The 26,908-nt window shown below is 63.2% G+C and carries 23 protein-coding genes; 6 read left to right on the top strand and 17 right to left on the bottom strand.

Annotated elements, in window-relative coordinates; translation table 11 throughout:
- Positions 1-57 precede the first annotated feature (57 nt).
- From ABWI03_RS26535 to ABWI03_RS26505, 7 genes are all read right to left on the bottom strand, one after another.
- Positions 58-525 (bottom strand): DUF3180 domain-containing protein, encoded by a 468-nt coding sequence (locus tag ABWI03_RS26535; RefSeq protein WP_193783879.1) that lies wholly within the window; start codon positions 523-525, stop codon positions 58-60.
- Positions 526-542: 17 nt separating this feature from the next.
- Entirely contained in the window at positions 543-1,046 is a 504-nt protein-coding gene (gene folK, locus ABWI03_RS26530) for a 2-amino-4-hydroxy-6-hydroxymethyldihydropteridine diphosphokinase (protein ID WP_003945848.1), read from the bottom strand.
- Positions 1,043-1,408: a dihydroneopterin aldolase gene (gene folB, locus ABWI03_RS26525; protein ID WP_003945780.1), complete on the bottom strand. Its 366-nt coding sequence runs from the start codon at positions 1,406-1,408 to the stop codon at positions 1,043-1,045. The genes folK and folB overlap by 4 nt, the downstream gene beginning before the upstream one ends.
- A 1-nt stretch (position 1,409) precedes the next feature.
- Positions 1,410-2,270 (bottom strand): dihydropteroate synthase, encoded by an 861-nt coding sequence (gene folP, locus ABWI03_RS26520; protein ID WP_041815553.1) that lies wholly within the window; start codon positions 2,268-2,270, stop codon positions 1,410-1,412.
- Positions 2,271-2,275: 5 nt separating this feature from the next.
- Positions 2,276-2,893 (bottom strand): GTP cyclohydrolase I FolE, encoded by a 618-nt coding sequence (gene folE, locus ABWI03_RS26515; RefSeq protein ID WP_019746783.1) that lies wholly within the window; start codon positions 2,891-2,893, stop codon positions 2,276-2,278.
- A gap of 59 nt (positions 2,894-2,952) precedes the next feature.
- Complete coding sequence (ftsH, locus tag ABWI03_RS26510) at positions 2,953-5,517, bottom strand: ATP-dependent zinc metalloprotease FtsH (RefSeq protein ID WP_166813239.1); 2,565 nt, start codon at positions 5,515-5,517, stop codon at positions 2,953-2,955.
- A 267-nt stretch (positions 5,518-5,784) separates the two neighbouring features.
- Positions 5,785-6,432 carry a FadR/GntR family transcriptional regulator gene (locus tag ABWI03_RS26505; protein ID WP_298773576.1) on the bottom strand — a complete coding sequence of 216 codons (648 nt, stop codon included), beginning with the start codon at positions 6,430-6,432 and terminating at the stop codon, positions 5,785-5,787.
- A 99-nt stretch (positions 6,433-6,531) separates the two neighbouring features.
- Here ABWI03_RS26505 and ABWI03_RS26500 point away from each other — a divergent pair, with 99 nt between their 5' ends.
- Together ABWI03_RS26500 and ABWI03_RS26495 are read left to right on the top strand one after the other, a co-directional pair.
- A complete protein-coding gene (locus ABWI03_RS26500) occupies positions 6,532-7,872 on the top strand; it encodes an SLC13 family permease (RefSeq protein ID WP_298773574.1) in 1,341 nt (446 codons plus the stop codon).
- A 28-nt stretch (positions 7,873-7,900) separates the two neighbouring features.
- The gene (locus ABWI03_RS26495; RefSeq protein WP_298773572.1) at positions 7,901-9,310 is read left to right on the top strand and encodes an acyl-CoA synthetase; all 1,410 of its coding nucleotides are present in this window, start codon (positions 7,901-7,903) and stop codon (positions 9,308-9,310) included.
- 30 nt (positions 9,311-9,340) lie between these two features.
- Here the strand turns inward: ABWI03_RS26495 and ABWI03_RS26490 are convergent, their stop codons facing one another.
- The 7 genes from ABWI03_RS26490 to dacB form a co-directional block, all read right to left on the bottom strand.
- Positions 9,341-11,959 (bottom strand): RDD family protein, encoded by a 2,619-nt coding sequence (locus ABWI03_RS26490; protein WP_298773570.1) that lies wholly within the window; start codon positions 11,957-11,959, stop codon positions 9,341-9,343.
- Between the two features lie 45 nt (positions 11,960-12,004).
- A complete protein-coding gene (locus tag ABWI03_RS26485; protein WP_298773568.1) occupies positions 12,005-14,332 on the bottom strand; it encodes an outer membrane protein assembly factor BamB family protein in 2,328 nt (775 codons plus the stop codon).
- A 22-nt stretch (positions 14,333-14,354) separates the two neighbouring features.
- Positions 14,355-15,020, bottom strand: coding sequence for a DUF4190 domain-containing protein (locus ABWI03_RS26480; protein ID WP_214879871.1), 666 nt, complete (start codon positions 15,018-15,020; stop codon positions 14,355-14,357).
- 122 nt (positions 15,021-15,142) lie between these two features.
- On the bottom strand, positions 15,143-15,697 hold the full coding sequence (gene hpt, locus ABWI03_RS26475) for a hypoxanthine phosphoribosyltransferase (protein WP_020906068.1): 555 nt from the start codon (positions 15,695-15,697) through the stop codon (positions 15,143-15,145).
- A 3-nt stretch (positions 15,698-15,700) separates the two neighbouring features.
- Positions 15,701-16,678, bottom strand: coding sequence for a tRNA lysidine(34) synthetase TilS (gene tilS, locus ABWI03_RS26470; RefSeq protein ID WP_200314514.1), 978 nt, complete (start codon positions 16,676-16,678; stop codon positions 15,701-15,703).
- On the bottom strand, positions 16,679-17,752 hold the full coding sequence (locus tag ABWI03_RS26465) for a zinc-dependent metalloprotease (protein ID WP_214879873.1): 1,074 nt from the start codon (positions 17,750-17,752) through the stop codon (positions 16,679-16,681).
- Positions 17,752-19,161: a D-alanyl-D-alanine carboxypeptidase/D-alanyl-D-alanine endopeptidase gene (dacB, locus tag ABWI03_RS26460; RefSeq protein ID WP_200314506.1), complete on the bottom strand. Its 1,410-nt coding sequence runs from the start codon at positions 19,159-19,161 to the stop codon at positions 17,752-17,754. Before dacB ends, ABWI03_RS26465 begins: the two co-directional genes overlap by 1 nt.
- 103 nt (positions 19,162-19,264) lie before the next feature.
- Here dacB and ABWI03_RS26455 point away from each other — a divergent pair, with 103 nt between their 5' ends.
- On the top strand, positions 19,265-19,756 hold the full coding sequence (locus ABWI03_RS26455; RefSeq protein WP_020968339.1) for an inorganic diphosphatase: 492 nt from the start codon (positions 19,265-19,267) through the stop codon (positions 19,754-19,756).
- Positions 19,757-19,863: 107 nt separating this feature from the next.
- Here the strand turns inward: ABWI03_RS26455 and ABWI03_RS26450 are convergent, their stop codons facing one another.
- The 3 genes from ABWI03_RS26450 to ABWI03_RS26440 form a co-directional block, all read right to left on the bottom strand.
- Complete coding sequence (locus ABWI03_RS26450; RefSeq protein ID WP_007727023.1) at positions 19,864-20,694, bottom strand: crotonase/enoyl-CoA hydratase family protein; 831 nt, start codon at positions 20,692-20,694, stop codon at positions 19,864-19,866.
- A 46-nt stretch (positions 20,695-20,740) separates the two neighbouring features.
- Positions 20,741-20,947, bottom strand: coding sequence for a hypothetical protein (locus ABWI03_RS26445; protein WP_124568973.1), 207 nt, complete (start codon positions 20,945-20,947; stop codon positions 20,741-20,743).
- A gap of 133 nt (positions 20,948-21,080) precedes the next feature.
- Positions 21,081-22,610, bottom strand: a complete 1,530-nt coding sequence (locus ABWI03_RS26440) for an LCP family protein (protein ID WP_298773556.1) — start codon at positions 22,608-22,610, stop codon at positions 21,081-21,083.
- Between the two features lie 122 nt (positions 22,611-22,732).
- Here ABWI03_RS26440 and ABWI03_RS26435 point away from each other — a divergent pair, with 122 nt between their 5' ends.
- The 3 genes from ABWI03_RS26435 (at position 22,733) to ABWI03_RS26425 (ending at position 26,168) form a co-directional block, all read left to right on the top strand.
- Positions 22,733-23,551 (top strand): polysaccharide deacetylase family protein, encoded by an 819-nt coding sequence (locus ABWI03_RS26435; protein WP_298773554.1) that lies wholly within the window; start codon positions 22,733-22,735, stop codon positions 23,549-23,551.
- Positions 23,552-23,555: 4 nt separating this feature from the next.
- The gene (locus tag ABWI03_RS26430) at positions 23,556-25,535 is read left to right on the top strand and encodes an amino acid permease (RefSeq protein ID WP_298773552.1); all 1,980 of its coding nucleotides are present in this window, start codon (positions 23,556-23,558) and stop codon (positions 25,533-25,535) included.
- Between the two features lie 270 nt (positions 25,536-25,805).
- Positions 25,806-26,168: an ASCH domain-containing protein gene (locus tag ABWI03_RS26425; protein ID WP_124568977.1), complete on the top strand. Its 363-nt coding sequence runs from the start codon at positions 25,806-25,808 to the stop codon at positions 26,166-26,168.
- Positions 26,169-26,908: the final 740 nt, after the last annotated feature.

Raw genomic sequence — 26,908 nt, 5'->3', positions numbered from 1 at the left:
TACTTGCCGAGACCGGGGTCGCCACGTACCTCGGTGGGTGATTTGCCGACCAGGCTGTCAGTGCGCGGGCTCGTCAGGTGTATCTTCCGGCGTCTTGCAACAATGTTCGAGCCACAGAGCTGCCGCTACCAGCGCAATTGCGGCGCCCAACCCCACCCACGCGCCCGGCGTGTCGGAGGCCGCGGCCTGCAGAACCGAGCGCTGTGGGATGAGATACACCAACACTCCGACCCAGACACCGACGGTAGCTGAACCGACCAAAGCGGATGCTTTTGCCAATGCCAGTGCGCGGGCGGCGGTGATCGGATGAAGCTGTCTGAGCCCGTCACCGACCTGACGATTCTTGACGCGCGAACGAATGACAAAAGCGAAGACGGCCTCGGCAACAGCCACGAAGTACAGCGACGCTCCTGCATAAACAGGGATGGGCGGCATCGAACCGTAGAACACGCGAATCAGAATCCAGGTGGCCACGGCCGCCACTGCAGCGAGTACCACGAGTTCACTGATCCGGGTCGGCTTCAAACCCTTGTCGTTTTCGGTCACCGCGCAAGCACCACATCGGTAGTGCGGACACCTTCGCGCTCAGTGCGATCGAGGCCGTCGAGAATTTGTGCCACCGGCAACTTCTGGCCGTCGACGATCAGCGTCGCGTCAGGCTCGACGTCCAGCCAGGGAACGAGAACGAATGCCCGAAGATGCGCGCGCGGATGCGGAAGTGTGAGCACGGGATCGGAACTGACGACGCCTTCGCAGTCGACCACGTCCACGTCCAGGCTCCGTGGCCCCCACCGCTGTTCGCGCACCCGGTCTGCGGCTTCCTCGAGAGCTTGCGAGCGGCGAAGCCATTCAGCGGCATCGGCTTCGGGATCGTCGACCACCACCACCGCGTTGTAGAAATCCTGCTGCTCGACGCCACCCCACGGCGCGGTCGAGTAGACCGGTGAGACAGCAACGACGGCGCTGCCCAACCCGTCGACAACGGACTGCAGGTGAGCCACGCTGTCGCCGATGTTGGAACCGATCGACAGAACAGCGCGCGTCATGCCGATCGGGTCCGATGTGCGACGACGGCAACGTCCGCAAAAACCAGCGGAATCGGTGCCGAAGGTTTGTGGACCACGACCTCGACGCTCTCGACCCGCGAATCCTTCATGACGTCGTCCGCGATCTCCGCAGCGACGGTCTCGATGAGATCGCGCGACGGGCCGGCGACGATGGCTGCGGCGGCCTCCGCCAACTCGCCGTAGTGCAGAGTCTGAGTCAGGTCGTCCGACGCTGCGGCTGGAGCCAGGTCCATCCACACGGTGATGTCGATGAAGAAGTCCTGACCGTCACGCTTCTCGTGGTCGAACACTCCGTGGTTGCCGCGAACCTTCAGTCCGCGCAATTCGATTCGGTCCCCCATTTCAGGCCCTTTCTCGTCCACGGTTCCAGGCGTCGACCACGGCAATGGCGTCGAGCGAGGCTTGTGCGTCGTGCACCCGAACTCCCCAGGCACCCTCACGCGCCGCAAGCGCGGAGACCACGGCCGTCGCAGTCTCGCGCCCACCGGGCGGACGGGGATTGCCGTCGGGATCGCTGAGCAGAGACCCGAGGAAACGCTTGCGGGAGGCTCCGACGAGCACCGGGAATCCGGTCGCGTTGAACTCGGGTAGTGCTCGCAACAGTGCCCAGTTGTGGTCGGCGTTCTTCGCGAACCCGAGGCCGGGGTCGAGGATGATCGACGACGAATCGACACCGGCCTTCAACGCCAGATCGACCTGCGACAGCAGTTCGTCACGGACGTCACGGACCACGTGGTCGTACTGATCGGCGCTGCCACGATGGACGTAGTCACCGGCCGAGCGCCAATGCATGAGAATCCAGGGCACTCCGGCGTCGGCCACAACGGATGCCATGTCGGGGTCTGCGCGACCACCCGATACGTCGTTGACGATCCCTGCACCCGCTTCGATCGCGGCGGCGGCGACGGAAGCGCGCATCGTGTCGACACTGACGCGGATTCCTGCTGCCACGAGTTCTTCGATCACCGGGGCAATACGATCAGCCTCGAGTTTCGGATCGACGCGGGTGGCTCCCGGGCGCGTCGACTCGCCGCCGACGTCGACGATGTCGACGCCTATGCGTTGCAGTTCGAGCCCGCGAGCGATCGCCGCGTCACGATCGAGAAATTGACCACCGTCGGAAAACGAATCGGCGGTGACGTTCAGAATCCCCATCACGACCATCCGGGCCGGATCGCTGCCTGCAACGGGAGCCGCGGACATCTCGCTCACTTACGCAGGATGAGGTCCAGCGCTTCGGACCGTGAGGCCGCGCTGGATTGCAGGAGCCCACGAACCGCAGACGTGGTCGTGCTGGCTCCGGGCTTGCGGATACCGCGCATCGCCATGCAGAGATGCTCGGCTTCGATGACGACGATGGCTCCACGGGGGTCGAGCTTGCGCATCAAAGCATCCGCGATCTGACTGGTCAGGCGTTCTTGAACCTGCGGACGCTTGGCGTACAGATCGACGACACGCGCGAGCTTCGACAAACCGGTGACCTTGCCCGACTTTCCGGGGATGTAGCCAACGTGGGCGACGCCGTGGAAGGACACCAGGTGGTGCTCGCACGTCGAGAACATCGGAATGTCTCGCACGAGCACCAATTCCTGGTGGCCCTCGTCGAAAGTTGTGTTCAACGCGTCGTCGGGCTCGGAGTACAGACCCGCGAAGATCTCCTTGTACGAGCGCGCAACCCGGGCCGGCGTATCGAGCAGGCCTGGACGCTCCGGATCTTCACCGACCGCGATCAACAATTCCCGTACGGCAGCCTCTGCCCGCGCCTGATCGAACGGGCGGCCCGTTCCGAGCGACACCAGTTCACTGGCCACATCATTCACCGACAACCGAACTCTCCTCGAGAATTGTTCACAGGTCCCCCGCCGCAGAGCCTAGTGGCGCAGGGTCAGCGAGATCCGTCCGGTCCGTCCCAGCGAGCGGTGCTCGGGCCGTCGTCCTCAGCCGAATGATGCGGCGGCGGAGTCTGCGGTTGTTCCGGCGTGGGGCTCTGCCACTGGTTTTCGCCGGACGGGTTTCCCCGATTCGGATCGGCGAAGGGTCCACCGTCCGGGTACTGCACCGGGTAATCGGGCTGCGCGGGGTAACGGCGGCCGGGATGCGGCTGCTCCGGGTACGCCTGCTGGCCCGGATGCGGCTGACCGTACTGCCCCTGATCGGGCTGGGGCTGACCGTGTTGGGGCTGTCCGTACTGGCCCTGCGACTGGTTCGGCGGGGTCGGATTCTGTCCACCGGTGTATCCACCCGACTGCTGTCCGGGGTACGTCGGAGACGGATTCTCACGCGGAGGCCAACCCGGTGCCGACCATCCGGCGGGCGCTCCGTAGTCCGGTGTTCCCGGTTGCGGCGTCTGCTGCGGAGCACTCGGCTGTGGGTACGAAGGCTGTGCGTAGCCGTTGGAAGGTCCCTGGTTGCCGTTGTTGGGGAGACCACCGTTGTTGGGGACACCACCGTTGGGGGCACCGCTGTTGGGTGCGCCTGCCTTGACGAGAACAGGTGCGGCAGCGGGCTCCGGCCACGTCTCGCCGCGCTCGATTGCGAGTTCGCGCGGAGTCTTCACCGGCGGACGATCCGAAGGCGTACGCCCACCGAAATCGTTGAAAGCCGTGATGCGCGGACGCTTTTCGACGCCGGCAAGGATCTTCTCGAGGTCCTTGCGAGTCAACGTCTCACGCTCGAGCAGTTCGGTCGCGATGAGGTCGAGCGCATCGCGGTACTCGTTGAGGATGGCCCACGCTTCGGTGTGCGCTGCCTCGATGAGGTTGCGCACCTCCTCGTCGATTTCGCGGGCGATCTCGTGGGAGTAGTCGGACTGAACGCCCATTGAACGGCCGAGGAACGGATCCCCGCCCTCCTGTCCGTAGCGAACTGCGCCGAGCTTGGCGCTCATGCCGTATTCGGTGACCATTGCGCGGGCGATCTTGGTCGCCATGTCGATATCCGACGACGCTCCGGTGGTGGGCTCGTGGAACACGAGCTCCTCGGCGGCGCGTCCACCCATTGCCATGACGAGACGAGCGATCATCTCGGAACGCGTCATCAAACCCTTGTCGTCCTCGGGCACCGTCATCGCGTGACCGCCGGTGCGACCGCGAGCGAGGATCGTGACCTTGTAGACCGGCTCGATGTCAGGCATTGCCCAAGCAGCCAGCGTGTGACCGCCCTCGTGGTACGCCGTGATCTTCTTCTCGTGCTCGCTGATGATGCGACTCTTACGCCGCGGTCCACCGACAACACGGTCCACCGATTCCTCGAGCGACGCTTCGGTGATGACGGTCCCGTTTTCGCGTGCGGTGAGCAGCGCAGCCTCGTTGATGACGTTCGCAAGATCGGCGCCGGACATGCCGACGGTCCGCTTGGCGAGACCTTCGAGGTCGGCGTTGGGATCGATCGGCTTGCCCTGCGAGTGCACGCGCAGGATCGCGCGGCGACCGGCGAGGTCGGGGGCGCCGACCGGAATCTGGCGATCGAAGCGTCCCGGACGCAGCAGTGCGGGATCCAAGATGTCGGGGCGGTTGGTTGCGGCGATCAAGATGATGCCGGTGCGATCACCGAAGCCGTCCATCTCGACGAGCAACTGGTTGAGTGTCTGCTCGCGCTCGTCGTGTCCGCCGCCCAGGCCTGCTCCGCGCTGACGACCGACGGCGTCGATCTCGTCGACGAAGATGATGCAGGGGCTGTTCTGCTTGGCCTGCTCGAACATGTCGCGAACACGCGAGGCACCGACACCGACGAACATCTCGACGAAGTCCGAACCGGAGATGGTGAAGAACGGGACACCGGCTTCGCCTGCAACAGCGCGAGCGAGCAGCGTCTTACCGGTTCCGGGAGGGCCGTACAGCAGCACACCGCGCGGAATCTTGGCGCCGAGCGCCTGGTAGCGAGCCGGGTTCTGCAGGAAGTCCTTGATCTCGTACAGCTCTTCGACAGCCTCGTCCGCACCGGCGACGTCGGCGAACGTGGTTTTCGGCATGTCCTTGGTGAGCTGCTTGGCCTTCGACTTACCGAATCCCATGACTCCGCCGCGACCACCGCCGCCCTGCATCCGGTTCATGACGAAGAAGAAGATGCCGAACAGAATGATCATCGGCAGCACGAACAGAAGGATCGACGTCAGCCAGCTCTCCTGAGTGACCGTCGTGTTGAACTTGTCCGCTCCGGCGCCTTCGACCTTGTCGAAGATCTGCTCCGACGCACTCGCGGGGTACTTCGCCAGGATCTGCGTCTTACCGTCGGTGGCGTCGTTGCCGTTCTTGAGCCACAGACGAACCTGCTGCTCACGGTCGTCGATCTGCGCCGACGCAACGTTCTTGGCGTCGAGTTGGGAGATCGCGACCGAGGTGTCGACGGTCTTGAAGTCGCGGGTGTCGTTGCTGAAGTAGCTGAAGGCATAGATCACCAACAGCACGACGGCTACGAGTAGCACGTTACGGAACACAGTCTTACGGTTCATACAGGTCGGCCGATGTGGCCGGTCCTTTCGAGAGTGCGGGTCTGCCAGGTCGCCTTCCGGCTGCCAACCGGACACCTGCAGGTTACCGCGATCGGCCCCATCGATGCCCGCCAGCAGCCGTGCCGCTTGGTCGGAACGGTCGTCACTGTGTTCAACGTGCGTATTGCCGATCAGGTTCCCGGGCTACGTCGCAGCACAGTTTCCCGTGAGCGAACACGCTCACAGTGGTTATCGTGCGCTTTTCCGACGCTCGTCCGTCGTTATTCGTCAGGCCGTGCCGGAGAGGATTCCCGCAACAGCGTCAGCGGCACCCGACGGGTCACCGTCGATGATGCGGTGAGCGAGCTGATCGAGCCGCGCAGACAGCCGAGCCGAGGACTCGGGCACGTCCGCCTGCTGGGCGATAGTGTCGTCGAGATCGGCCAACAAGCCGCCACCGGCCAGGTGCCTGACGCAGCGCCACGTCTCGGCGAAGTTTCTCGCGGTCCCGTCGTCGGTCAGCATCGCGACCCGCAGCGCAGCGTTGGGATTCGACGCCGCGGCCCGCGCCAAACCAGCCATGATCGCTTCCCTGGCCGCAGTCAGTTCGTCGACGGTTCGGTCCTGTAGCCGCACTCCCGAGTCCGCAGAGCGGCCCGCGTCAGGCGTCGGAGCTTCACGAATCACTGCACCGTTGCCGTGCTGGATTTCGACTCGGCCCCGGATTTCGAGGGCAACGAGCGCCTGAGCGAGCGACGCGCGACTCACGCCGAGTTCGGCAGCCAGGCTGCGTTCGGGAGGAAGCCGATCGCCGGGCGAAAGACCTTGAGCCTCGATGAAATTCGAGATGTGCTCGGCCAACTGCTCGTACAGACGCGGACGCTTCAATCGTCCGGGCAGGCCCGAGCGCGAGCCGGGCGATGACGTCGAATTCATGCCTCGGAGTGTACTTGACAAATGGCGCAGTGGCAGAGAGGCTAGGCCAATTCCAAGTGATGCAGACCACAAGATGGTCGCGAACGGATTGAGAGTTCGATGGCAAATGTCATAGCCCTGTCAGTACTTGTCCTGGTGTTCGTCATATCCACCGTGAGGTCGGTGAACATGGGTGCGCTTGCCCTGGTGGCTGCCTTCGTCGTCGGAACACTGGTCTTCACCGTCGATACCAGCGAGATCCTCGACGGCTTCCCGGCCAGCCTCTTCGTCATCCTGGTCGGTGTCACTTACCTGTTCGCGCTGGCCAGAAACAACGGCACGGTCGACTGGATCATTCACGCGGCAGTGCGGGCGGTCAGAGGACGAGTGGCCCTCGTGCCGTGGGCGATGTTCGCGGTGTGCGCGGCCGTGACCGCCATGGGTGCGGTCAGTCCCGCTGCCGTCGCCATCATCGCGCCCGTGGCGATGGGCTTCGCCACCCGCTACCGGATCCACCCCATGCTGATGGGCTTCATGGTCGTCCAGGGCGCAACGGCGGGCAGCTTCTCCCCCATCGGAATCTTCGGCGTGATCACCAACGACGTCATGCGCCAGAACGGTCTCCCGTCGAGCCCGGCCTTGCTGTTCGTCTCGACCTTCGCGGCCGCGGCCGTTGTCGCTGCCATCGCGTACGTCTCGTTCGGCGGTCGCGCACTGATCGCTCGCGGCGCCTCGGAACGCGTGCTCGTCAGCGCAGTCGGAAACGCGTCGGGCGGTGGCGACACCATCACCGGTTCGGGTTCCGGCGACAGCTCGAAGGGTGGCGGTAGGTCCTCGGGTGGGACCGCTCCGCACGAGGGAGCACTCAATCTCGAGCGGCGACTCACCCTGCTCGGACTGGCGTCACTTGCCCTCGGCGCCTTGGTCTTCGACCTCGACGTCGGATCCACCGCACTGACCGTCGCGGTACTTCTCACCCTGATATTCCCGGCCTCCGCCCGCGGAGCCGTCGACAAGATCAGCTGGGGCACCGTGCTCCTCATCGGCGGAATCGTCACGTACGTGGCCCTACTGCAGAACCAGAACACCGTCCAGTGGCTCGGGGATTCGGTAGCGCACGTAGGCATTCCGCTCCTCGCGGCCTTCTTGATCTGTCTGATCGGCGCGATCGTCTCGGCGTTTGCATCCACCACGGGAATCCTCGGAGCACTCATTCCCTTGGCAATTCCCTTTCTCATGACCGGTCAGGTCAATGCGACCGGCCTGGTCATCGCGCTGGCGATCTCGTCGTCTCTGGTCGATTGCAGTCCGTTCTCGACCAACGGCGCACTGGTGGTGGCGAACGCCGCTCCGGAAGAACGCGACGTGGTGTTCGGGCGGACGATGCGGTGGGGCATGACCATCATGGTCGTGACGCCGATCCTCGCCTGGCTGCTGTTCGTTGTTCCCTGGTCCGTCTGAAACTTCTTTCAAAGAACGGAAACTCACAATGAACAGCGAATCCACACTTTTGCGCTCCCTCGACCCCCACTTCTTCGACGATCACGGAGCGGCGGTCAGTTTCGGCGAAGGCGCAACCCTCTCTCGCGCCGACCTGTTGGCCGCCGCCACCGCGGTCGCCGATCGAATCCACGGCGCACAGCGAGTGGCAGTACAGGCCACCGCCGGCCTCGAGACGGTCGTTGCTGTGACCGGCGCGCTGATCGCCGGTGTTGCCGTGGTCCCGATCCCGCCGGACTCCGGCCCGCTCGAACGTCAGCACATCATCGCCGATTCCAAGGCCGAACTGATACTCGGAGAAGGGCCGACGGATTCGAGTATCCCGTTGATTCCCATCGATATTCACGCGCGATCCGCGACGTCCTATCCCGAACCGAGCGCGGCAGCTACTGCACTGATCATGTACACCTCGGGAACCACCGGAGCTCCGAAAGGCGTCGTCCTCTCGCGAGCATCGATCGCAGCGGATCTCGACGCACTTGCCCACGTGTGGAATTGGACTCCGGAGGACACACTCGTCCACGGACTGCCCCTCTTCCACGTCCACGGGTTGATTCTCGGCGTGTTGGGCGCCTTGCGCGTGGGTTCGGCGCTGATTCATACCGTCAGACCAACTCCGGATTCGTATGCCGCAGCGGGTGGCTCGCTGTACTTCGGTGTTCCGACCGTCTGGTCACGAGTGTGCGGAGATCCCTCGGCGGCAGCAGCATTGCGATCCGCGCGTCTGCTCGTGTCCGGCAGCGCGCCACTTCCGGTTCCGTTGTTCGAGCGGATGAAATCGCTGACCGGGTTGGCTCCCGTCGAGCGCTACGGAATGAGTGAAACTCTCATCACCGTCAGCACGACGCACGACGGCGAACGCCGCCCGGGTTGGGTCGGCCACGCTGTTCCCGGTGTCAGAACGAGGTTGCGCGGCGAGAACGGTGAACTGTCGGCGCGCGACGGTGAGCAGCTTGGGCAACTGGAAGTTTCGGGAGCCGTGCTCTTCGACGAGTACCTCGGGAACCCCTCGAAGACAGCGGAATCCATGACAGAGGACGGCTGGTTCCGCACCGGAGACATCGCAGTGATCGACGACAGCGGATTCCACCGCATCGTCGGACGCGAGTCTGTCGACATGATCAAGTCCGGTGGATACCGCATCGGTGCAGGCGAGGTGGAACAGGCGCTTCTGGCGTACCCGGGGGTTCGCGAAGCCGCCGTCGTCGGTGTGCCGGACGACGACCTCGGACAGCGCATAGTCGCCTTCATCGTCGGGGAAGTAGCCGACTGCGCAGTGGTTTCGGACTTCGTCGCCGAATCGCTGTCGATCCACAAGCGTCCTCGCCAGGTTTGTCTGGTCGACAGCTTGCCCCGCAACGCCATGGGCAAGGTGCAGAAGAAACTGCTGACGCTCTGAGACAAGTCGCCTCCGTCAAAGCGTGCTCGGCTACTGTCGGGTGACCACGACGACGGCGTCAGCCATCCGATCGTGAAAGCCGCGTACGTCCGGTGCGCCACTGATCGAAACGATGATCGCGATCGAAATACCCACCGTTACAATATTACCCAGGATACTGGCGATACTGCCCAACGACATCGAACTCAGCATGCCGACAAGCTCGTCGCCACTACCGAGCATGGCCAACGCCGAAACAGCCGATCCGAGGTACATGGGAATCACGAATGCGTTCCGTTTGAAGGACTGCGCCAGGGTCGGACGCGCACCTCCTATCGAGCGAACGCCTATTCCGAGGGCGAGTTTGCCCAGGGTTACCCCGAATGCCGACTCTCCCCACACGAAGTACACGATCGAACCGATCCCGATCAGCAGGCCGATCAGACCCGAACTTGTCCGGTAGGCATCGAAGTCGAAAGCGCTTCCGAGCGTCGCGGTGGAGATCATTCCGCCGACGACCGATACAACTCCGAGAATGGCAAAATCGATGAACCGCGCGGCAACTCGTATCCCGGTGCCGGCCGGCCGAAACCCACCAGGCAGGAGTGGAACGCCGGTCGGCACATACCCCGGGTTCGGTTGCGGCACGGCCAGTTGCGGTACGGCCAGCTGCGGTTCGGCCGAATGCACAGGGGCGCCGCTGGAGCGGGATTCCGGTGCACTCGATATGAACATCTCTGTCGCAGGTTCGGGGTCGGGTTCGTGTCCGACTAGGCCGAATTGACCAGCAGTCCTTCGATCTAACGCCGCATCCACAGCAGGATCACCCAACGCTTCGAGCCACGTAACAAGGTCGTCGTACGTCGACGGATTCGCGGCAATCGCCGGCCGCAACTCCGGCGAACTCGACGCGATCGCGAACAGCACCGCCGCCGGAGTCCGCGGATCCGCAGCCTCGAGAGCACGTCCCGAAGGCTGCACGGGGACGGGTTCGGGTTCGGGTTCGGGTTCAGGTAGACCGAATTGACCAGCAGCCCTTCGATCCAATGCCGCATCCACAGCAGGATCACCCAACGCTTCGAGCCACGTCACAAGATCGTCGTACGTCGACGGATTCGCGGCAATCGCCGGCCGCAACTCCGGCGAACTCGACGCGATCTCGAACAGCACCGCCGCCGGAGTCCGCGGATCCGCAGCCTCGAGAGCACGCCGCGAAGGCTGAACGGGCTGTCCGACATTCGGTACCGCAGCTGTAACCGTGGTGGCTGACGCGAACAGTTGCACCCCCGCATACAAATTCCGAACAGCCGGTGAGACTGTGAGGGGGAGAGCGACCACAACTACCAGCACCGCCATGGCGAGATCGAATATCCATGAACTGTAATATATTTCGCCGTACATGGCCGACTGCACCACGAGACGAGCGATCATCAGGACCAGCAAGCCGACACAGACTCCGAGACAGACCTCGCGTGACGGGCGAGGGTCGAGCGAAGAATACCGCAGCGACAGTGATTTGACTCCGACGACGGCAAGAATCGCGACGAGTATCGCGAGAACAGCGAGCACTAACGCATCTCCCCACGGCACGATGCCAAATTGCGTTGCTGCCATTGCGATCTGAGAGAATCCAACACCGAAGCTCCACACCGCGATCAACAGCATGCCGTTTCGTGCCGCTGCGAGCCAGACGTATCCGGGGTGCGTCCCGTCGCCGACGGATGCAACACCGAATGGAATGAATGTAATTGCGGCTGCGGCAATCAAGAACGTGATGCCGTAGTACGGACTAGCCGTGACCGTGTGGAACAGTTCGACACTTGTGCCCTCGCTGATCGAGTGGAGTAATCCGGCTGCGAGGAGAGCGATGCCGAGCGCGGCGATGGTGAGGCGCCAGGACGCAAACCGTCTGGCGAGACCTACTGCCGCAACACCCACCACGACGATCGGAACGGCCGACGACACGAAGAGAACGATCAGGCTCTCGAATGTCTGCGGCCCGTCGTAATATCGGTAGCGACTGGCGGAGACCAGGATGTAGATCAGCGCGAGTAGCGCCGAGGCCACTGACGACCCCCAAGCCACAAACACAAGCGGCTTCACCAACGCCAACCATCGCGGCGCAGTTCGAGGGTCGATGCGAATTTCGGCCGCTCGCGGTTGAGCTGCGAGCAAGGCACCGGCAAGCCCGAACCACGCTCCGGCGCCGACGCCGTTGCCGGTGAAAATACTCGAACTCTCGCTGAATCGAAACATTCCTCGAATGACGTCGTAGACGACCAAACCCACGACGGCAGAAAGGAGGGGCGCGTTGGCCACCAGACGCAGCACACGTATCTGTCCGACGTTCCAATTCGGCCCGAGCATTCCGAGGCGCGCCACGTACGGCAGAGACAGTGACACCAGCGACAGCAGTATCGGCAGAACAATGAGCGCGACAAGACCACTCGAACCGACGCGGGTTATTCCGACGGTCATGCTCCACGGTAAGAAGAACGACACGAACAGCAGTACGGCGGCTGTCCCGTCGCGGGTGTAGTCACCGATCCGAATATCCTGGAACACAGATTGCGTGGGTGAATAGCCCTGAGCCGGTGGATACATGTCGTGCGACTGGGGCAAACCGTTTATCGATGGTTCACCGTGTTGACGCGAGTTGTCTTCGGTCATTCGCCAAGCTCCTCAGATGTGGAAGTGCGCCAAACGGCTCAGGCACTATCGCCGATATTTGGTGGTACCCGACGAATCGCGATCGTTGCTGACGATCTTGGCGAAGCATTGATCGTTGGCAATCCGCTTCGAATCGCACCACCCGTTGGCTGCATCCGCATCCGCAAACGTCAAGCCTGCGACGGTTATCCACCAACCCCGGAGATCGAAGGTCCGCCATTCGTCACTCCAGAGCAGACGCACCTCCGGATACATGAGACGAAGTTCGAGATGCTGTCGCAGGATCTGGGCAGCAGTCCAATGCACCTGAGCGCCATTGATATCCGCCGCATCGAGCCCAACCCGCTTGGAGGAGATCTGAGCCACCCACCTGTTTGCGAGGTCACCGGTCACAAACGGACGATCGGCGTCGGCTTGAGCTCGGAGGGCGTCGAGACTCGCAGATTCGACGTCGCCCGTTGTCGGCTGCGCGCTACGTGTGGGCCGGATCGGCGTATTGGTGTCACTTCGCGATGCCGGCCCGGACGTCAGGCTGGCATCACTTGTCCCCTCGTCCTCACACTCGACGAGTTGAGCACCTGACGCTCTCGAATTGGTCAGGCTCGAAGACTCACCGAGAGTGTTCGGCAGCCTCCAGAAGCTACCGAGGTCGTACAGGAACTCGCGCTGGATCGAGTTCGTCGTGTTCGTCCCATCGGTTCGGGGAAGGTAGATCGGGGCATCGGAGAAGTCGAACACCGCCGATGCAACGCTCTGGCCGGTGTCGGTGATCGACACCCGAAGTGCGTCGGTGGAGACGATGTCTCCGCCGGGACATGATGCTTTCATTTCCATTCGGACGACGAGACCCTCTGCCTGCGTGCGGTATTCAACCGGCGTCAGGGTCGGCGTCCGTCCGCATTTCGTGACGTACTCGTCGCCTCCGTCGATTTCAGGGACAGCGGGCAGTTTGCCTGGCGCTCCCGACGGTCCGCCGGTCGGTCGGTAGTAGACGAATTCGTCATTGGAGATCGACGCGAGTCCGTCGTGGGCCTTCGACCAAGACCAGTGGTTGGTGTGGGAATCGAGTGACCAGCTGATGGAGCCGTCGTCGAGTTCGACGGCAAGTACCCTGCCGTCGTTGGGGTGGACGAGAATTCGCTCACCGTCCGAGACCGAGTAAGAGAAGTAGTCACCGATCTTGGTCGACCACAACTGTTCCCCTGTGTCGATTCGGTAGGCCGAGAGCGTGTCCGAGTCGTTGCCCAACACGATGTCGCCGACGATCCGGCGTAGCGAGAAGTGGTCTCCGCCGATGACCGACCACAGCTCGGTGCCGTCGTTCATGTCGTAGGCACCGTGCGAGCCGATGTACGGACGAGAGTTCGATGCCGAGACAAGCCACGGTGATGCCGGTGCGTCTTCGTCAACTCTAAATCTCTCGGCACCGTCGCGGTCGGACACGATGCTGGAGTATCCGTCCGAGGGAAATGGCATCGCGCAGAGGACGCCGGCAAAACCCTGCCCTGGAAGTGCCTCGTAGCCACCCAGATTCGGATTCGAAAGCAGTGCGCCATCGACCGCGTCGAGCGCCGTCGATCCAATGCTCGAGTAATAGACGATGCCGTCCACGATCTCGAACGAATGCGAATCGCCGGATCCGACGCAGTCGGTTTCCGGTGGAATTGTCGTTGTCCACGCCGCGTCGAGATCGTTGGGCGTACCGCGCGAAATCACCAGCCCGGACTGGGTACCGCCGACAGTGAAGACCGCTCCGTCGGAAACCTCTACCAAGGTGGCTGTGTCGGTGTCGACACTCGAACGAATCGCCCCCGAGTCGAGCGAGAAGGAAACGATTCGAGCTGTTCCACCAGGGTTCCTGACGACACAAGGTAGGGCTGCATCGATCGCGGCGGTCGCACACGACACCGTGCCGGCGACCGGCGACTGCCATCGAATGGATCCGCTTTCGGCGTCGACTGCAACAAGTTGGGATTGCTGTCCCTGCTGTGGACCGACCGTAGTGATCAGAGTCTGTCCCACGTCGATGAATCTCGCCGTTCCATAGCTCGCACCGAGCGAATCCGGCCACAGAAATCTTCCGCCCGGCAGAACCTCGTCAACGTCCAACGACCACCCTGGCGTCGGCTGCGTGGGGTAGGTGTTGACCAGCTGGCCGGCCACAGGTCCATCGGTGTCTCCCGATCGTAGAACCGTGACAACGGTGACGGCGCCTGCGGCGAGGGCCGCGACGGCGGTAAGGGCTGCAACGGCAACAATCCATCCTCGGCCACGAGATCGAGAGGGCGGAGGATGTCCGGCAACCGGAGCCTGCGGTGGTGAAATCGGGGGCGGGGGTGGAGGTGGAGGTGGAGGCGGGGGCGGCAACGTCATCGGTTGTGTCTCCCTCTGTCGATCATTCGTCCGCTAGGCAAAGCACTACGACCGGACTCTCTTTGCGGACCCAATCGGCGGTGCACGAAGATGTGGACGTGCCGCGACTGACTACCCGGTGTGTGGCGCTGCTCGAGCTGCACGAGACCGGACTGACGTATGTCTCGCTGGTCCCGTCGCCCTTGTCTGCCCCGAGCCTTCGGACGATGCAGTCACCTACCGAGGCATTGGCGATGACCGATGCCGTGTCGCTACCGCTGAACGTCGGCGCCACCGTCCGGGATGTGGTGGTCGAGTACGTCGGATAAGTCGTACTCGACGATTCGGATGTGTAGTAGAGAGAAGACGCGCTGTCGTAGTCGTCGAACGCACGGGTGACAGCATTGGCAATGAGAAACATCCACACGATCGACAGCACCAGAAGCCCGGTGAAGATGTAGCCGATGACCAGACCGGCGATTGCAAGTCCTCGCCCCTGCTCACCGGTTCGTTTGATCTGCGCCAGCGAAATGTGGCCGAGCACAATGCCGACCGGTGCCAGCACGAGCGCCCCGACCAGGGCGGCAATTGCGAGGCCGTTCGTGGTCGGAGGTTGGTACAGACCGCCCTGCGGTTGGGCACTCCTGTACTGCTGCTCCCCACCAGGAGGAGGTGGGGGCGGGGGTGGCGGTGGTGGCGGAAGGGTCACCGAATAAGCCGTCGATAGCGCATTCCGTGAATCTAGCGACGCCTCGGAGACCTGTCTGTCGTCCGTTCGCAGGACTGATGCAGAGGTGCCGAAATGTGAAGAGTTCTAACCAGCGAGCAGGCTCAGCCGCCGTAGACCTCGGGGTCCAGGGTGCCGATGTACGGCAGATCGCGGTACCGCTCGGCGTAATCGAGGCCGTAACCGACGACGAACTCGTTGGGGATGTCGAAGCCCACGTCCCGGACGTCGACGTCGATCTTGACCGCGTCGGGCTTGCGGAGCAAGGTGACGACCTCGAGCGAAGCGGGGTTACGAGTCTTGAGGTTGCGCATCAACCACGACAGCGTGAGACCGGAGTCGATGATGTCCTCGACGATCAGCACGTGGCGACCAGCGATGTCCTTGTCGAGGTCCTTGAGGATGCGGACGACGCCCGAAGACGAGGTCGAGGATCCGTAGGAGCTGACGGCCATGAATTCCATCTGCGACGGGATCGGCAGGGCGCGGGCGAAGTCGGTCATGAAGAAGACCGCTCCCTTGAGGACGCCGATCAGCAGGAGATCCCCTTCGGGGGCGCCTGTCGGGTAACGCTTGGCGATGTCCTCAGCCAGTTCCGCCGTTCGAGCACGGATCTGTTCTTCGGAGATCAGTACCGATGCGATGTCGCCCTCGTACACGCGTCAAACCCTTCGTCGGTCTTCGAATCCGAGGATCAGCCTGCCACGTCGCCGGGCCGCCACCAACCTCGCCTCCGGTGTTCCGCCCCCGATCGCGACGCCGCCTTGCCCCCGCCAGTCGATCACCAGGGCGTCGACCGCGCGTAATTGTTTGTCGGTCAATGCTTTTGCGCCACCTTGCAGTAGCCAGGCCCGTAGAGCGCGTCGACGGATTGCGGTGGGAGCTTCGGCAAGTGTGTCCACTTCCACTTCTCCGTCGACGACAACCCGTAGGAGTAGGGCCTCGGCGTACTCGTCGAGCGCTTCGCCGTCCTCACGTAACTGCGTCGCGGTTCGGGCCAACGCCTCGGGAACTCCCCCACCGAGAATTTCTTCGAGTAGCGGCAACGCCTCGTGCCGCAGACGGACACGAGTGAACTCGGGATTGTCGTTGTGCGGGTCCTCCCACGGCGTGATTCCCAGGTCGACGCAGGCCGCCCTGGTCACCGATCGACGGATGCCGAGCAGCGGCCGTCCCCAGGGGGCGTCGAATGCCGCCATACCCTGAATCGATCGCCCACCGGACCCGCGGGATAGTCCGAGAAGCACGGTCTCTGCTTGATCGTCGAGCGTGTGTCCGAGTAGAACCGGGAGGTCAGTCCTGGCGTCGCGCAGGGCGTTGTACCGAGCCTCACGCGCTGCGGCCTCGAGACTCCCACCATCGGCTACGTCGACGGTCAGCACCGTCGCGGTCCGGCAACCCAGCGCCAGCGCCTGATCCGCGGCCGAGCGTGCGACGGCATCGGAGCCGTCTTGTAGTCGATGGTCCACGATCAACGCGTCGACAGAATCGGTTTCCGCCACGGCTGCTGCGGTCAGCGCCAACGAATCGGCTCCCCCGGACAGGGCGACGACCACACGGCGTCGCGGCTCGTATGCGACCGTCCACGCCCGCACAGCCTGTCGCAACGCGAGTAGGGCAGGCGTCTCAGGCAGCAGCATCTAGCCGAGAACGCGCTTTACCCACGCGTCGGGATTGTCGATCTCGTCGAGCAACGGCAAGGTCTCGGGCCCGGTCCAGATGGTGTTGAACTGCTCCATGCCGACCTTGAGGACCACCGCGTCGACGAAGGCCTTGCCGCGTACGTACTGCGCCATCTTGGCGTCCATGCCGAGCAGCATCTTGATGATCCGCTGCACGGGGTTGGACTTGCGCTGCCGACGCTTGTCGAAGGCCGCTCGGATAGTGGCCACCGACGGCACCACGGCAGGGCCGACGGCGTCCATCACGTGGTCGGCATGCCCTTCGAGGAGGGTGCCGAGCACGAGCATCCGATCCAGCGCGTCACGCTGGGGTTCTGCCTGCGAGGCACGCAGCAGGCCGATGATCCCGCCCGCCGTCGCACCGTCACTGGAGTCGGGTTCCTTCCGCGAACGCAGCTCTGCGGCGAGGCGCCCGACTACGTCGGTCATCGACTCGTCCACCGTCGCTCCGAGCGTTTCGACGGATTCCTTCATGTACTCCGCGAGCCACGGCGAGGAAGAGAACTGGACCCGGTGAGTGACCTCGTGCAGGCAGACCCACAACCGGAAGTCACTCGGATTCAGCCGAAGGGACCGTTCGACGGAGACGATGTTCGGTGTGACCAGGAGCAGCGTGCCGTGCTCGCCGGTGAACGGGTCGTACTGCCCGAGGATCGCCGAAGACAGGTACGCCAGCATTGCTCCGGCCTGCAAGCCCGCCGGCTTTCCGACGATGAGATTGCCACTGCCGTCGGGGTCGGCGCCGGTGAGATGCGCCATCGACCGCGAGGCCGCCGTGATCCACCCGGCCCGGTCGAGCACGTCAGCGGCCGGGACCGGTAGGCCGTCGGCCAAACCGGTCACCTCACGAACCGGCAGTTCTGCACGCTTGGACGCTTCGGCGAGTTCTGCGGTTGCCGTCTCGGCCGTGTAGCGAGACATCGCGGGGCCACCGCGCGCCAGCTTTATCCCGGCTTTGGCGGCAAGACTCCAGTCGACGGCACCACCGAGCGGAGCCGAGGCTTCATCATCGTGTGGAGTCTTTTCGGCCACTATTGGCACCCGCAATTCCTCAATGCTCCGGCAATCGCGTCCAGGGCAGGACGGCTCACTTCTGGCGGCCGGTCATTGGACATCAGTGCGAAGGTGAGCACTCGCCCGTTCTGATCGACCACGAACCCTGACAACGCGCTGGCCGTCGACAGAGTTCCCGTCTTGGCCCGCACCCAACCCGCACCGGTTCGGTTTCCGGACGCGTAGCGGTCGGACAAACTTCCCGTTCCGCCGGCCACCGGAAGGTAGTCCAGCAGCGGACGAAGCTTCGGATCACCGTCACCGGCCGCAGCCGTCATGACGCGATCGAGTACCTGAGCGGGAATGAGATCGTCGACGGACAGTCCGCTGGAATCGTGCAGCGAAACTCCGGTGTAGTCGAACCCGGCCGCCTGCAAGGTCTTACCGGTCGCGTCGACGGCTCCGGTGAACGAGGCTTCGATTCCGGAGGCAATCGCGACCTCACGCCCGATGGTCTCGGCGAGCACGTTGTCGGAATGTTCCATCATCTGCAGCAGCCGGTCGCTCAGCGGCGCCGACTGCACAGTGGCGATTGGCTTGGCACCGGCAGGCGCCGCGCCGAGACTCACGTTGGCGGGATCGACGCCCAGCGCCTGAGCGAGCACCTTGCCCGCGTCCAATGCGGGAGTCTCCGAACGTGGCGACTCGTCTTGAGTGCCGTCGTACCGACCACCTTCGATCATCACCGATTCGATCGGAGTGATGTAGCCCGCGGCAATGTCAGCGGGGAACCAGCCGGTGGCCATGTTGTCCCCCTTGAACAAACTCGAGTCCACCACGACGCTGGTCACCGGCGTACCGGCAGCCTTGATCTGGTCGACGAGATCCGCGATGTGAGCGGCGTTGGCGTAGTACCCGCTCTGCCCCTTCGGCGTCGCCGTCAGCGTCGGGTCCCCGCCGCCGACCAGAACGATCTGGCCGGGGCTCGATCCGGGCACCACCGTCGTGGACAGCCTGTGGTCGAGCGGCAACTTCAGCAGTGCCGCCGATGCGGTGAGCACCTTCGTCGTGGACGCAGGCGTCATCGGCGTCGACGGGTCTGCGCTCCACAGAACGTTGCCGGTCAATGCGTCAGCCACGACTCCGGTGAACTTCCCCAGATCCGGGTTGGCCACGGCCGGGCCGATCGCCGCAGCGATTCCCGACGCGCTCGGGATCGGTGCGTCCGTCGGGACGGGCACCACCTGAGGTGACGGCGTCACGAGAGCAGGCTGCGGCGACGTAGTCACGGTCGCGCTGCCCGCGGTGTCGTTCGACGTACCGAGTTTCACGACGACAACTCCGGCGACGGCCAGTACAACCACTGCACCGACCGCCAGAAGGATGCGGAAGTTACGCCGTCGACTCTCTTCCAACGAGCCGATCTTCTTCTTTCCTTGGCCCGCCAACGCCCCTCCGTCTTTGCTCTGCCTACTGGGTGGTCAGGCAACCTTATCCTTGACCCGATATCCTTCCGACGAATCATTACCGACACGACAGCGAGGAATCGGCGTGGAGTTCGACGTCACCATCGAGATCCCCAAGGGTCAGCGCAACAAGTACGAGGTCGACCACGTAACCGGTCGCGTCAAACTCGATCGCTACCTCTACACAGCTTTCGGCTACCCGGCCGACTACGGCTTCATCGAAAACACCCTGGGTGAGGACGGCGATCCGCTCGACGCCATGGTCCTGCTCCCCGAGTCGGTCTTCCCCGGCGTCATCGTCGAGGCTCGCGCAGTCGCGATGTTCAAGATGGTCGACGAGGCCGGCGGAGACGACAAGGTCCTCTGCGTTCCGGCCGGCGACCCCCGCTGGGATCACATCCAGGATCTGGGTGACATCTCACAGTTCGAGCTCGACGCGATCAAGCACTTCTTCGTCCACTACAAGGACCTCGAGCCGAACAAGCACGTCGAGGCAGCCAACTGGGTCGGCCGCGCCGAGGCAGAGGCCGAGATCGAGGCTTCGATCAAGCGTCTCGCTGCCGACGGCGGTCACTGAGCTCGAGTTCTCAGGCCTTACGAAAATCCCCGCACATCGGAAGATGTGCGGGGATTTTTTGTGCTGTTTTTACTCGCCCTTGCAGTTCCTACTCACCCTTGCAGTTTCTACTCACCCTGGAAGACCGGCGGGCGCTTCTGGAAGACGGCGGTGATGGCCTCGGTCAGATCCTGCGAAGGCAGGAACGCCGCGTTCCAGGCTGCGACGTAGCGAAGGCTGTCGTTCACGCTCGCGCTGCGGGTGTGATCGAGCACGTCCTTGATGCCGTGGACCACGAGCGGCGGGTTGAGAGCAATCTCCTTGGCGGTCGCGCGCGCCGCGGCCAGTACTGCGTCGGCATCTTCGAACACGTCGTTGACGAGACCGATCTTCTCGGCTCGCGCTGCGTCGATGTCCTTGCCGGTCAGAGCCAATTCACGCAGGTGTCCGTCGCCGATGATCGCGGGCAGACGCGCGAGGCTGCCCATGTCCGCGACGATCGCGACCTTGACCTCGCGGATGCTGAACTTGGCGTCGGCACTCGCGTAGCGGATGTCCGCTGCCGTGATCAGGTCGACGCCGCCGCCGATGCACCAGCCCTGCACAGCTGCGACGACGGGCTTGCGGCAGTCTGCGACGGCATTGATGCCCGACTGCATGCGCTTGATCATGTCGTGGAACTTGGTGCGCGGGCCCGCCTGAGCCTTGTCCGCGAGGACGGCACCGAATTCGCCGCTCATCGCCGGCAGGTCCAGGCCGAACGAGAAGTGCTTGCCGGAACCGGCGATGACGATTGCACGCACCTCGGGATCGGCGTCGAGGTCGGCGAAGATTTCGGGGAGTTCACTCCAGAAATCCGGCCCCATCGCGTTGCCCTTGCTCGGCCCGATCAGCGTCACCTGGGCGATGTTGTCTTCGCGCTCGACGGTAAACGCATTCCAGCTCTTCTGTTCAGTCATTACTCAAGAGTAACTAAAGGTCGGGCTCAGCCGAAGACCGCTGCCTTCATCCGAAAATTCCTGCCTCGTCGAGTACCAGTACGACGAGGGTGACGGCCATCAGGGCGAACATGATGAGCATCGCCATCCTGGCCGCCCGCTCACTGGTCGGCGGGAAAACGCGCTGCGCCGGATGCTCGGCCACGTACTCGGACAAGGACATGGTCCTGGCACGTGAGCGTGTCGGATTCTGTACCGCTGCTGTTGTAGCCATGTCGGTGATCCTTTCAACTACGCAATCTCAGTCAGGTACCCCAAAGGTGAAGTACCCGACCGAGTTCGACTTCTCCAATGTAGACCCGCAGACCGAAGAAGTCAGCGTGAGTTTCGTGCGAATTACCTGAGAGTTAGTCCACACAGGGGATGCCGCCATTCGCGTCGGCTCGGATGGGTGATCCCTGCGCTCCCGTGTCGGGAACGGTCCCGGCCGATACCGACGGACCGGGTTGCACCGGAGCAGTCGAGAACACGGTCTGCGCATTGTCCTCGCCGATCAGTACAGACACTGATTCGGCCGCTGCCTGCTCGTTCGACACCGCGACCACACCCAACTGCTCGGCCAGCGCCTCTGCGACGGCTTTGGCGCCGACCCCATAGCTGACCACCGACTTTGCCGTCGGAGGTGCGGTGCTCACCTCGCCGACTTCGACTCCCGACGCTTTCATCTCCGACGCCAACGCGGCACCCAACCCGTCCGTCGCGGTTCCGTTGCGGATGTCCACAACTTCGTTCCCGGTCGAGATCGCGGTGTCCATCGCAGGGGCAGACGCAGAGTCGCCTCCCGCGAAGATCCTCGACACTTCACTACGCAGACGCGCCGGATCGACCGTGTTGACGTCCTGGCCGTCGACGGTCTCGTATCCCTCGATGGGCAGGGTGTAGAAGTCGATGTTCCCACCCGCGAGAGCGCTTGCCTGAGAGGCGAATCGGACGGGATCCATGGCGGAATCGATCACCACGTCCTTCTTCACCACGTCGGCGAGTGCCGTCATCTTCGGAATGTTGCCGATGACGCCTGAGCCCTTCAGGTTGGCAATCACCGCACTGATGAATGCCTGCTGCCGATGGGTGCGATCCAAGTCCCCGTTGTCGAGACCGTGGCGTTGACGGACAAACGAAAGTGCCTGTGACGCATCGAGAGTCTGGATCCCGGCCGGGAAGTTGGCACCCGAGAAGTCGTCCTGCACCGGATTGTTGAGGCACACCTGAACGGGGCCGATAGCCGAGACGACGTCGTAGAAGCCCATCAGGTTCACTTCGGCAAAGTGATCGATCGGAACCTTGAGCAGATTCTGCACGGTGGTCAATGTCGAGCGCCTTCCGACTTCCCGCGCTTGCTGTTCTCGCGCAGCAGGATCCGTCACACCGTCCGCTACGAGTTTGGCGTCCGCGTCAGCCTTCGCCATTCCGTAGGCTTCCTTGATCTTGGCCATTCCGTAGCCGGGCACCGCGACGTAATCGTCGCGTGGGATCGCCACCGCACTGGCCTTGCCGCCGTCGCCCGGAACATGGAGCAGGATAAGCGTGTTCGTGTTGTACCCACCCACGTCGCTGTCCCCCGCATGCAACTTGTCGGTGACGAACTCTGCCGGCAGATCGCTGCCGTCCATCGCTTTACGACTGTCGAGCCCGATCAACAAGATGTTGGTATCCCCGCCTGGTGAACTGCCGGCGTCGTCACCGAGAGCGGAGAGCGCGTCCGATCGATACAGCCCCGACGTGAGATCCGACTGCACGTACCACCCGATTCCGACGCCCACCAGAATTGTCGTCGACAAGGAGGCGGCCGCCAGCTTGCGCCCCACCGAGAGCGTCGACCGCTGCGGTTGACGCCTACGCCTGTGCCTGTTTGCCGAGTGTCGAGGTCGCGGTTCCACGGCCGACACGCTATCCACCGTTCCTGAGTAGAACCTGTCGATACCGGACACAGCTGGTCATTCGCTGAAAGAACGCTGAGAATGAAGTCCGAATTGGGCAAATCTGCTCTAGGCTCCGCCCTGTGGACCGCCGACGCTTCCTCAGTGCCCTCGCAGCAGCAACCCTGACCGGAACCGCCGCGGTGACCATGGGAACCGCTTGTTCGTCACGTTCGGTCGGGACGGCGGTCGCCGCAGCCGACGAACCAGCGGACCCCGCGCCTGTCCCCGATCTGCCGCCCGCCTTGTTGCCGCCTCCACCGCCGTCTGCCCGGGTGCCACTGCCCGGTGGCGGATCGTTGACCGCCCTGCCAGGTGGCGGAGATCTGCTCGCCCTGACGGTTGACGACGGGGCCAGCTCCGAAGTCGTGCGCCTCTACACACAGTTCGCAAAAGACACCGGTATCCGTTTGACGTACTTCGTCAACGGGCAATACAACTCGTGGACCGAAAACGCCGGACTTCTGAGACCGCTGGTCGAGAGCGGACAAATTCAGCTCGGCAATCACACCTACTCGCACCCGGATCTGACGTCCGTGTCGAAGCAGCAGATCGCCGACGAGCTGACGAAGAACGGAACGTTCCTGCGCAACACCTACGGCGTGGACGCGGCGCCGTACTTTCGACCGCCGTACGGAAGGCACAACGCGACAGTCGATTCCGTGGCCGCAAGCGTCGGCTACACCGTGCCCACCCTCTGGTACGGGTCACTGTCGGATTCTTCCTTGATCACCGAGGAGTACATCCTCCAAATGGCGAACCAGTACTTCAATCCAGGGGCCATAGTGATCGGACACCTCAACTATCTGCCCGTGACCCACGTGTATCCGCAACTGGTGGACATCATCCGGAGCCGGAACCTGCGGACGGTCACGCTCAACGATGTGTACCTGAAGCCGTGACGCCGTGGTGACCGCAGCCGACAACGAGGTCCCGGCTGAAAACCCGGTCCCGTCTGTGAAACAACGCACCGAGGCCTGGCTGCTCGCGGACATCACCGAGGAACCCGCCGGACATCTGGGGCCACACCGGATGGCGCCGAAGAAGGAGAAGCGCCACCCGTGGTGGAAAGTGATGTGCCTGACCGGTGTCGATTACTTCTCCACTCTCGGCTACCAACCCGGTATCGCGGCACTGGCGGCCGGCACCTTGGCTCCCATCGCGACAGTCGTATTGATCCTGCTGACGCTGTTCGGTGCGCTCCCGGTCTACCGGCGAGTGGCCCGCGAGAGTCCGCACGGCGAGGGCTCGATCGCCATGCTCGAGAAGCTGCTCCCCAAGTGGCGCGGCAAGATCTTCGTTCTCGTGCTTCTCGGCTTCGCGGCCACCGATTTCCTCATCACCATGACGCTCTCGGCTGCCGACGCCACGGCGCACCTCGTCGAGAATCCTTTTGCACCAACCTTTCTCTCCGGACACACCGTCGCTGTCACCCTGGTTTTGCTTGCGCTCCTCGCTGCGGTATTCCTCCGCGGCTTCACCGAAGCTATCGGCATCGCGGTCGGATTGGTCGCCGTCTACCTCGCCTTGAACGTGGTGGTCATCTCCGTGGGTTTGTGGCACATCGCGACTGCGCCGTCGTTGGTCACCGACTGGACGCGCGCCATGACCACCGAGCACGGAAATCCGGCGATGATGATCCTGATAGCGCTGATCGTCTTCCCGAAGTTGGCGCTCGGCCTGTCCGGCTTCGAAACCGGGGTCGCGGTCATGCCGCAGATCAAGGGCGAGCCGCACGACACCGAACAGAATCCACGCGGACGCATCAAAGGCGCACGGCGCCTGCTCACCACGGCGGCACTGATCATGAGTGGATTCCTGCTGACGTCGAGCCTGGTCACCACCATCCTGATCCCGGAGAACGAGTTCCAGCCCGGAGGCGCTGCCAACGGCCGCGCGCTTGCCTTCCTCGCGCACGACTATCTGGGTGAGATCTTCGGAACCGTCTACGATCTCAGCACGATCCTGATCCTCTGGTTTGCCGGTGCGTCGGCAATGGCAGGGTTGCTCAATCTCGTTCCGAGGTATCTGCCCCGCTACGGCATGGCGCCGTCATGGGCCCGCGCCGTGCGTCCGCTGGTCCTCGTATTCAGCGTCATCGCCATCACCGTCACGATCTACTTCGACGCCGGTGTCGACGCTCAGAGTTCCGCGTACGCAACCGGTGTCCTCGTGCTCATCTCGTCGGCGACCGTCGCCGTTGCCCTGTCCGCCCGCAAGCACGGTCAGCGAAAACTGTTCGTAGGGTTCAGTTTTGTCGCAGTTTTGTTCGTCTACACGACGATCGCGAACATCTTCGAACGTCCAGACGGTGTGAAAGTGGCGTCGTTTTTCATCGCCGCGATCATGGTGGTGTCCTTCCTTTCCCGGATCTCGCGAGCCTTCGAACTACGGGCAACCTCTGTCGAATTCGACGAGACGGCGCTGCAATTCATCGCCGAGGCAGCCGAGAAGGGTTACCTCGCGATGGTGGCGCACGACGTCGACCGTCTCGACGAGGACGAGTATCGGCAGAAGGAATCGCAGCAGCGCGCCGAAAGCAACATCCCGGAGGCGGAGTCGATCATCTTCATCGAAGTCAACGTCACAGACTCCTCCGAATTCAGCACCGACCTCCTCGTCCACGGCCGACAGCGCGGTGAGCACCGGATTCTCTGGGTCGACAGCCCTGCCGTCCCCAACACCATTGCGGCGGTTCTCCTGCGGACGAGGGACATCACCGGCGTGATTCCCGACGTCTACTTCGAATGGACGGAGGGAAATCCGATCATGTACCTGCTCCGATTCCTCTTCATCGGTGAGGGTGAGACGGCTCCGGTGACCCGTGAGGTTCTCCGCCGCGCCGAGCCCGATCAGTCCCGACGGCCCCACGTCCACGTCGGTTGACACGGCACTCCCCTTGACCGCCCACGCGCGTACAGATGCGGCGTTGCTCGCACAGCCAGCATTGTTGATTGCTTCGGGCACAACCGACTCGGCCACGATGTTCGAGCATCCTGCGAGAACGCATCCGGTGAACATCTGCAGCCTCGGAAGTCGGCGAATATCAGCGACAAGCAGTTAGGAGCAGGACGGGCTTACCGGGCGGGGAGTGGGTGAACGCGATTCTTCGTTCGATCTATGGTCCGGAGCAGACGCTTAGTGGACAATGCGAACATGACGACCGGCGCGCCTGCTCAAACCGTGCACTTTGATCAGAAGCATTACACGGCAGTGGTTTCTGGCGCGAAAGTTTCCACCGTCCGCTGGCGCGAAGACATACACGAAGGGCCGGCAATTTTCATCTTCGATAATCACCCGACCGCCCGCCCCCTTGCAGGACAGGTCACTGCTGTAGAAACGTACGATCTCGCTCATCTGTCGCCGCTAGCAGCTCGCCAGCCACCCGGCACCGACATGACGAATTTCGCAAGACAACTCCGGGTCAACTACTACCCCGAGATGCCTGAAGACGCTGTTGTTCAGGTGGTCGTCATAGCCACTGGTCACCACGGGGATTCGTCACTGCCCACGACGTAGTGCGACCGAACTCAGCCGTCGAAAACGTCTGTTGCACTTCCGTGTGCGTAGAGGTCTGCGCTGCCGGCGCCGATCGGGTAGTTGCGGCCCATTCTGGCTGGGTTGATCGGTCCAGGCGCGCTGGCACTCGTCCGGGGTCAGCGTTGTCGTGGATCCTCTGCGACAGGGCCGCCTTCGTTTTCCCACCGATCCAGTGCGCGTTTTTCCTGCTTGGCGGCGGTGTCTTTGCGTGATCCGAGTGATCTTACGGACTTGAGTAGTTCTGTGAGTCGGCCCATGACCGGACCATACTCGACTTTCCGGCGAAGCTGACCCGGGGTTGGATGTATCTCCATCGGAGATGCCATAGGGGACTTCGACGGCGTCGACAACCACGACAGAAAACGGCTCCGGAGCGAAATCGATTTCAACAGTTGCCGAATCGCAACGTGTCTCAGAAGGGCTCCAGTGGATGTGAAACTTCGCGGTGTCGAGGTCGGCTAGTTATTTTCGCTCCGGAGCGACCGGTTTGGTAGTCGGTCGAATCTCGAATGGCGTCGGGTTTTGTTGCGGTGCTTAGTTTTATCCAAATTGCCCACGCGCAGGCCTGTTCGGGCGTGGTGCCGTAGCGCTCGATCGTGGCCTGCCAGTGCTGCGGAAAAGTCATGGCGGAGCGAGGCGAATTTCTCTCCGCGAGGACACCGCAGGTGGCCGGACCGCCGAGCAAGCGGATGCAGTAGATGATCCACCTGACAAGGGTT

The organism is Rhodococcus baikonurensis (assembly GCF_040489275.1).
GTDB classification, from domain to species: Bacteria; Actinomycetota; Actinomycetes; order Mycobacteriales; family Mycobacteriaceae; genus Rhodococcus_F; species Rhodococcus_F baikonurensis.
This window is presented reverse-complemented; position numbering and strand designations above follow the sequence as displayed.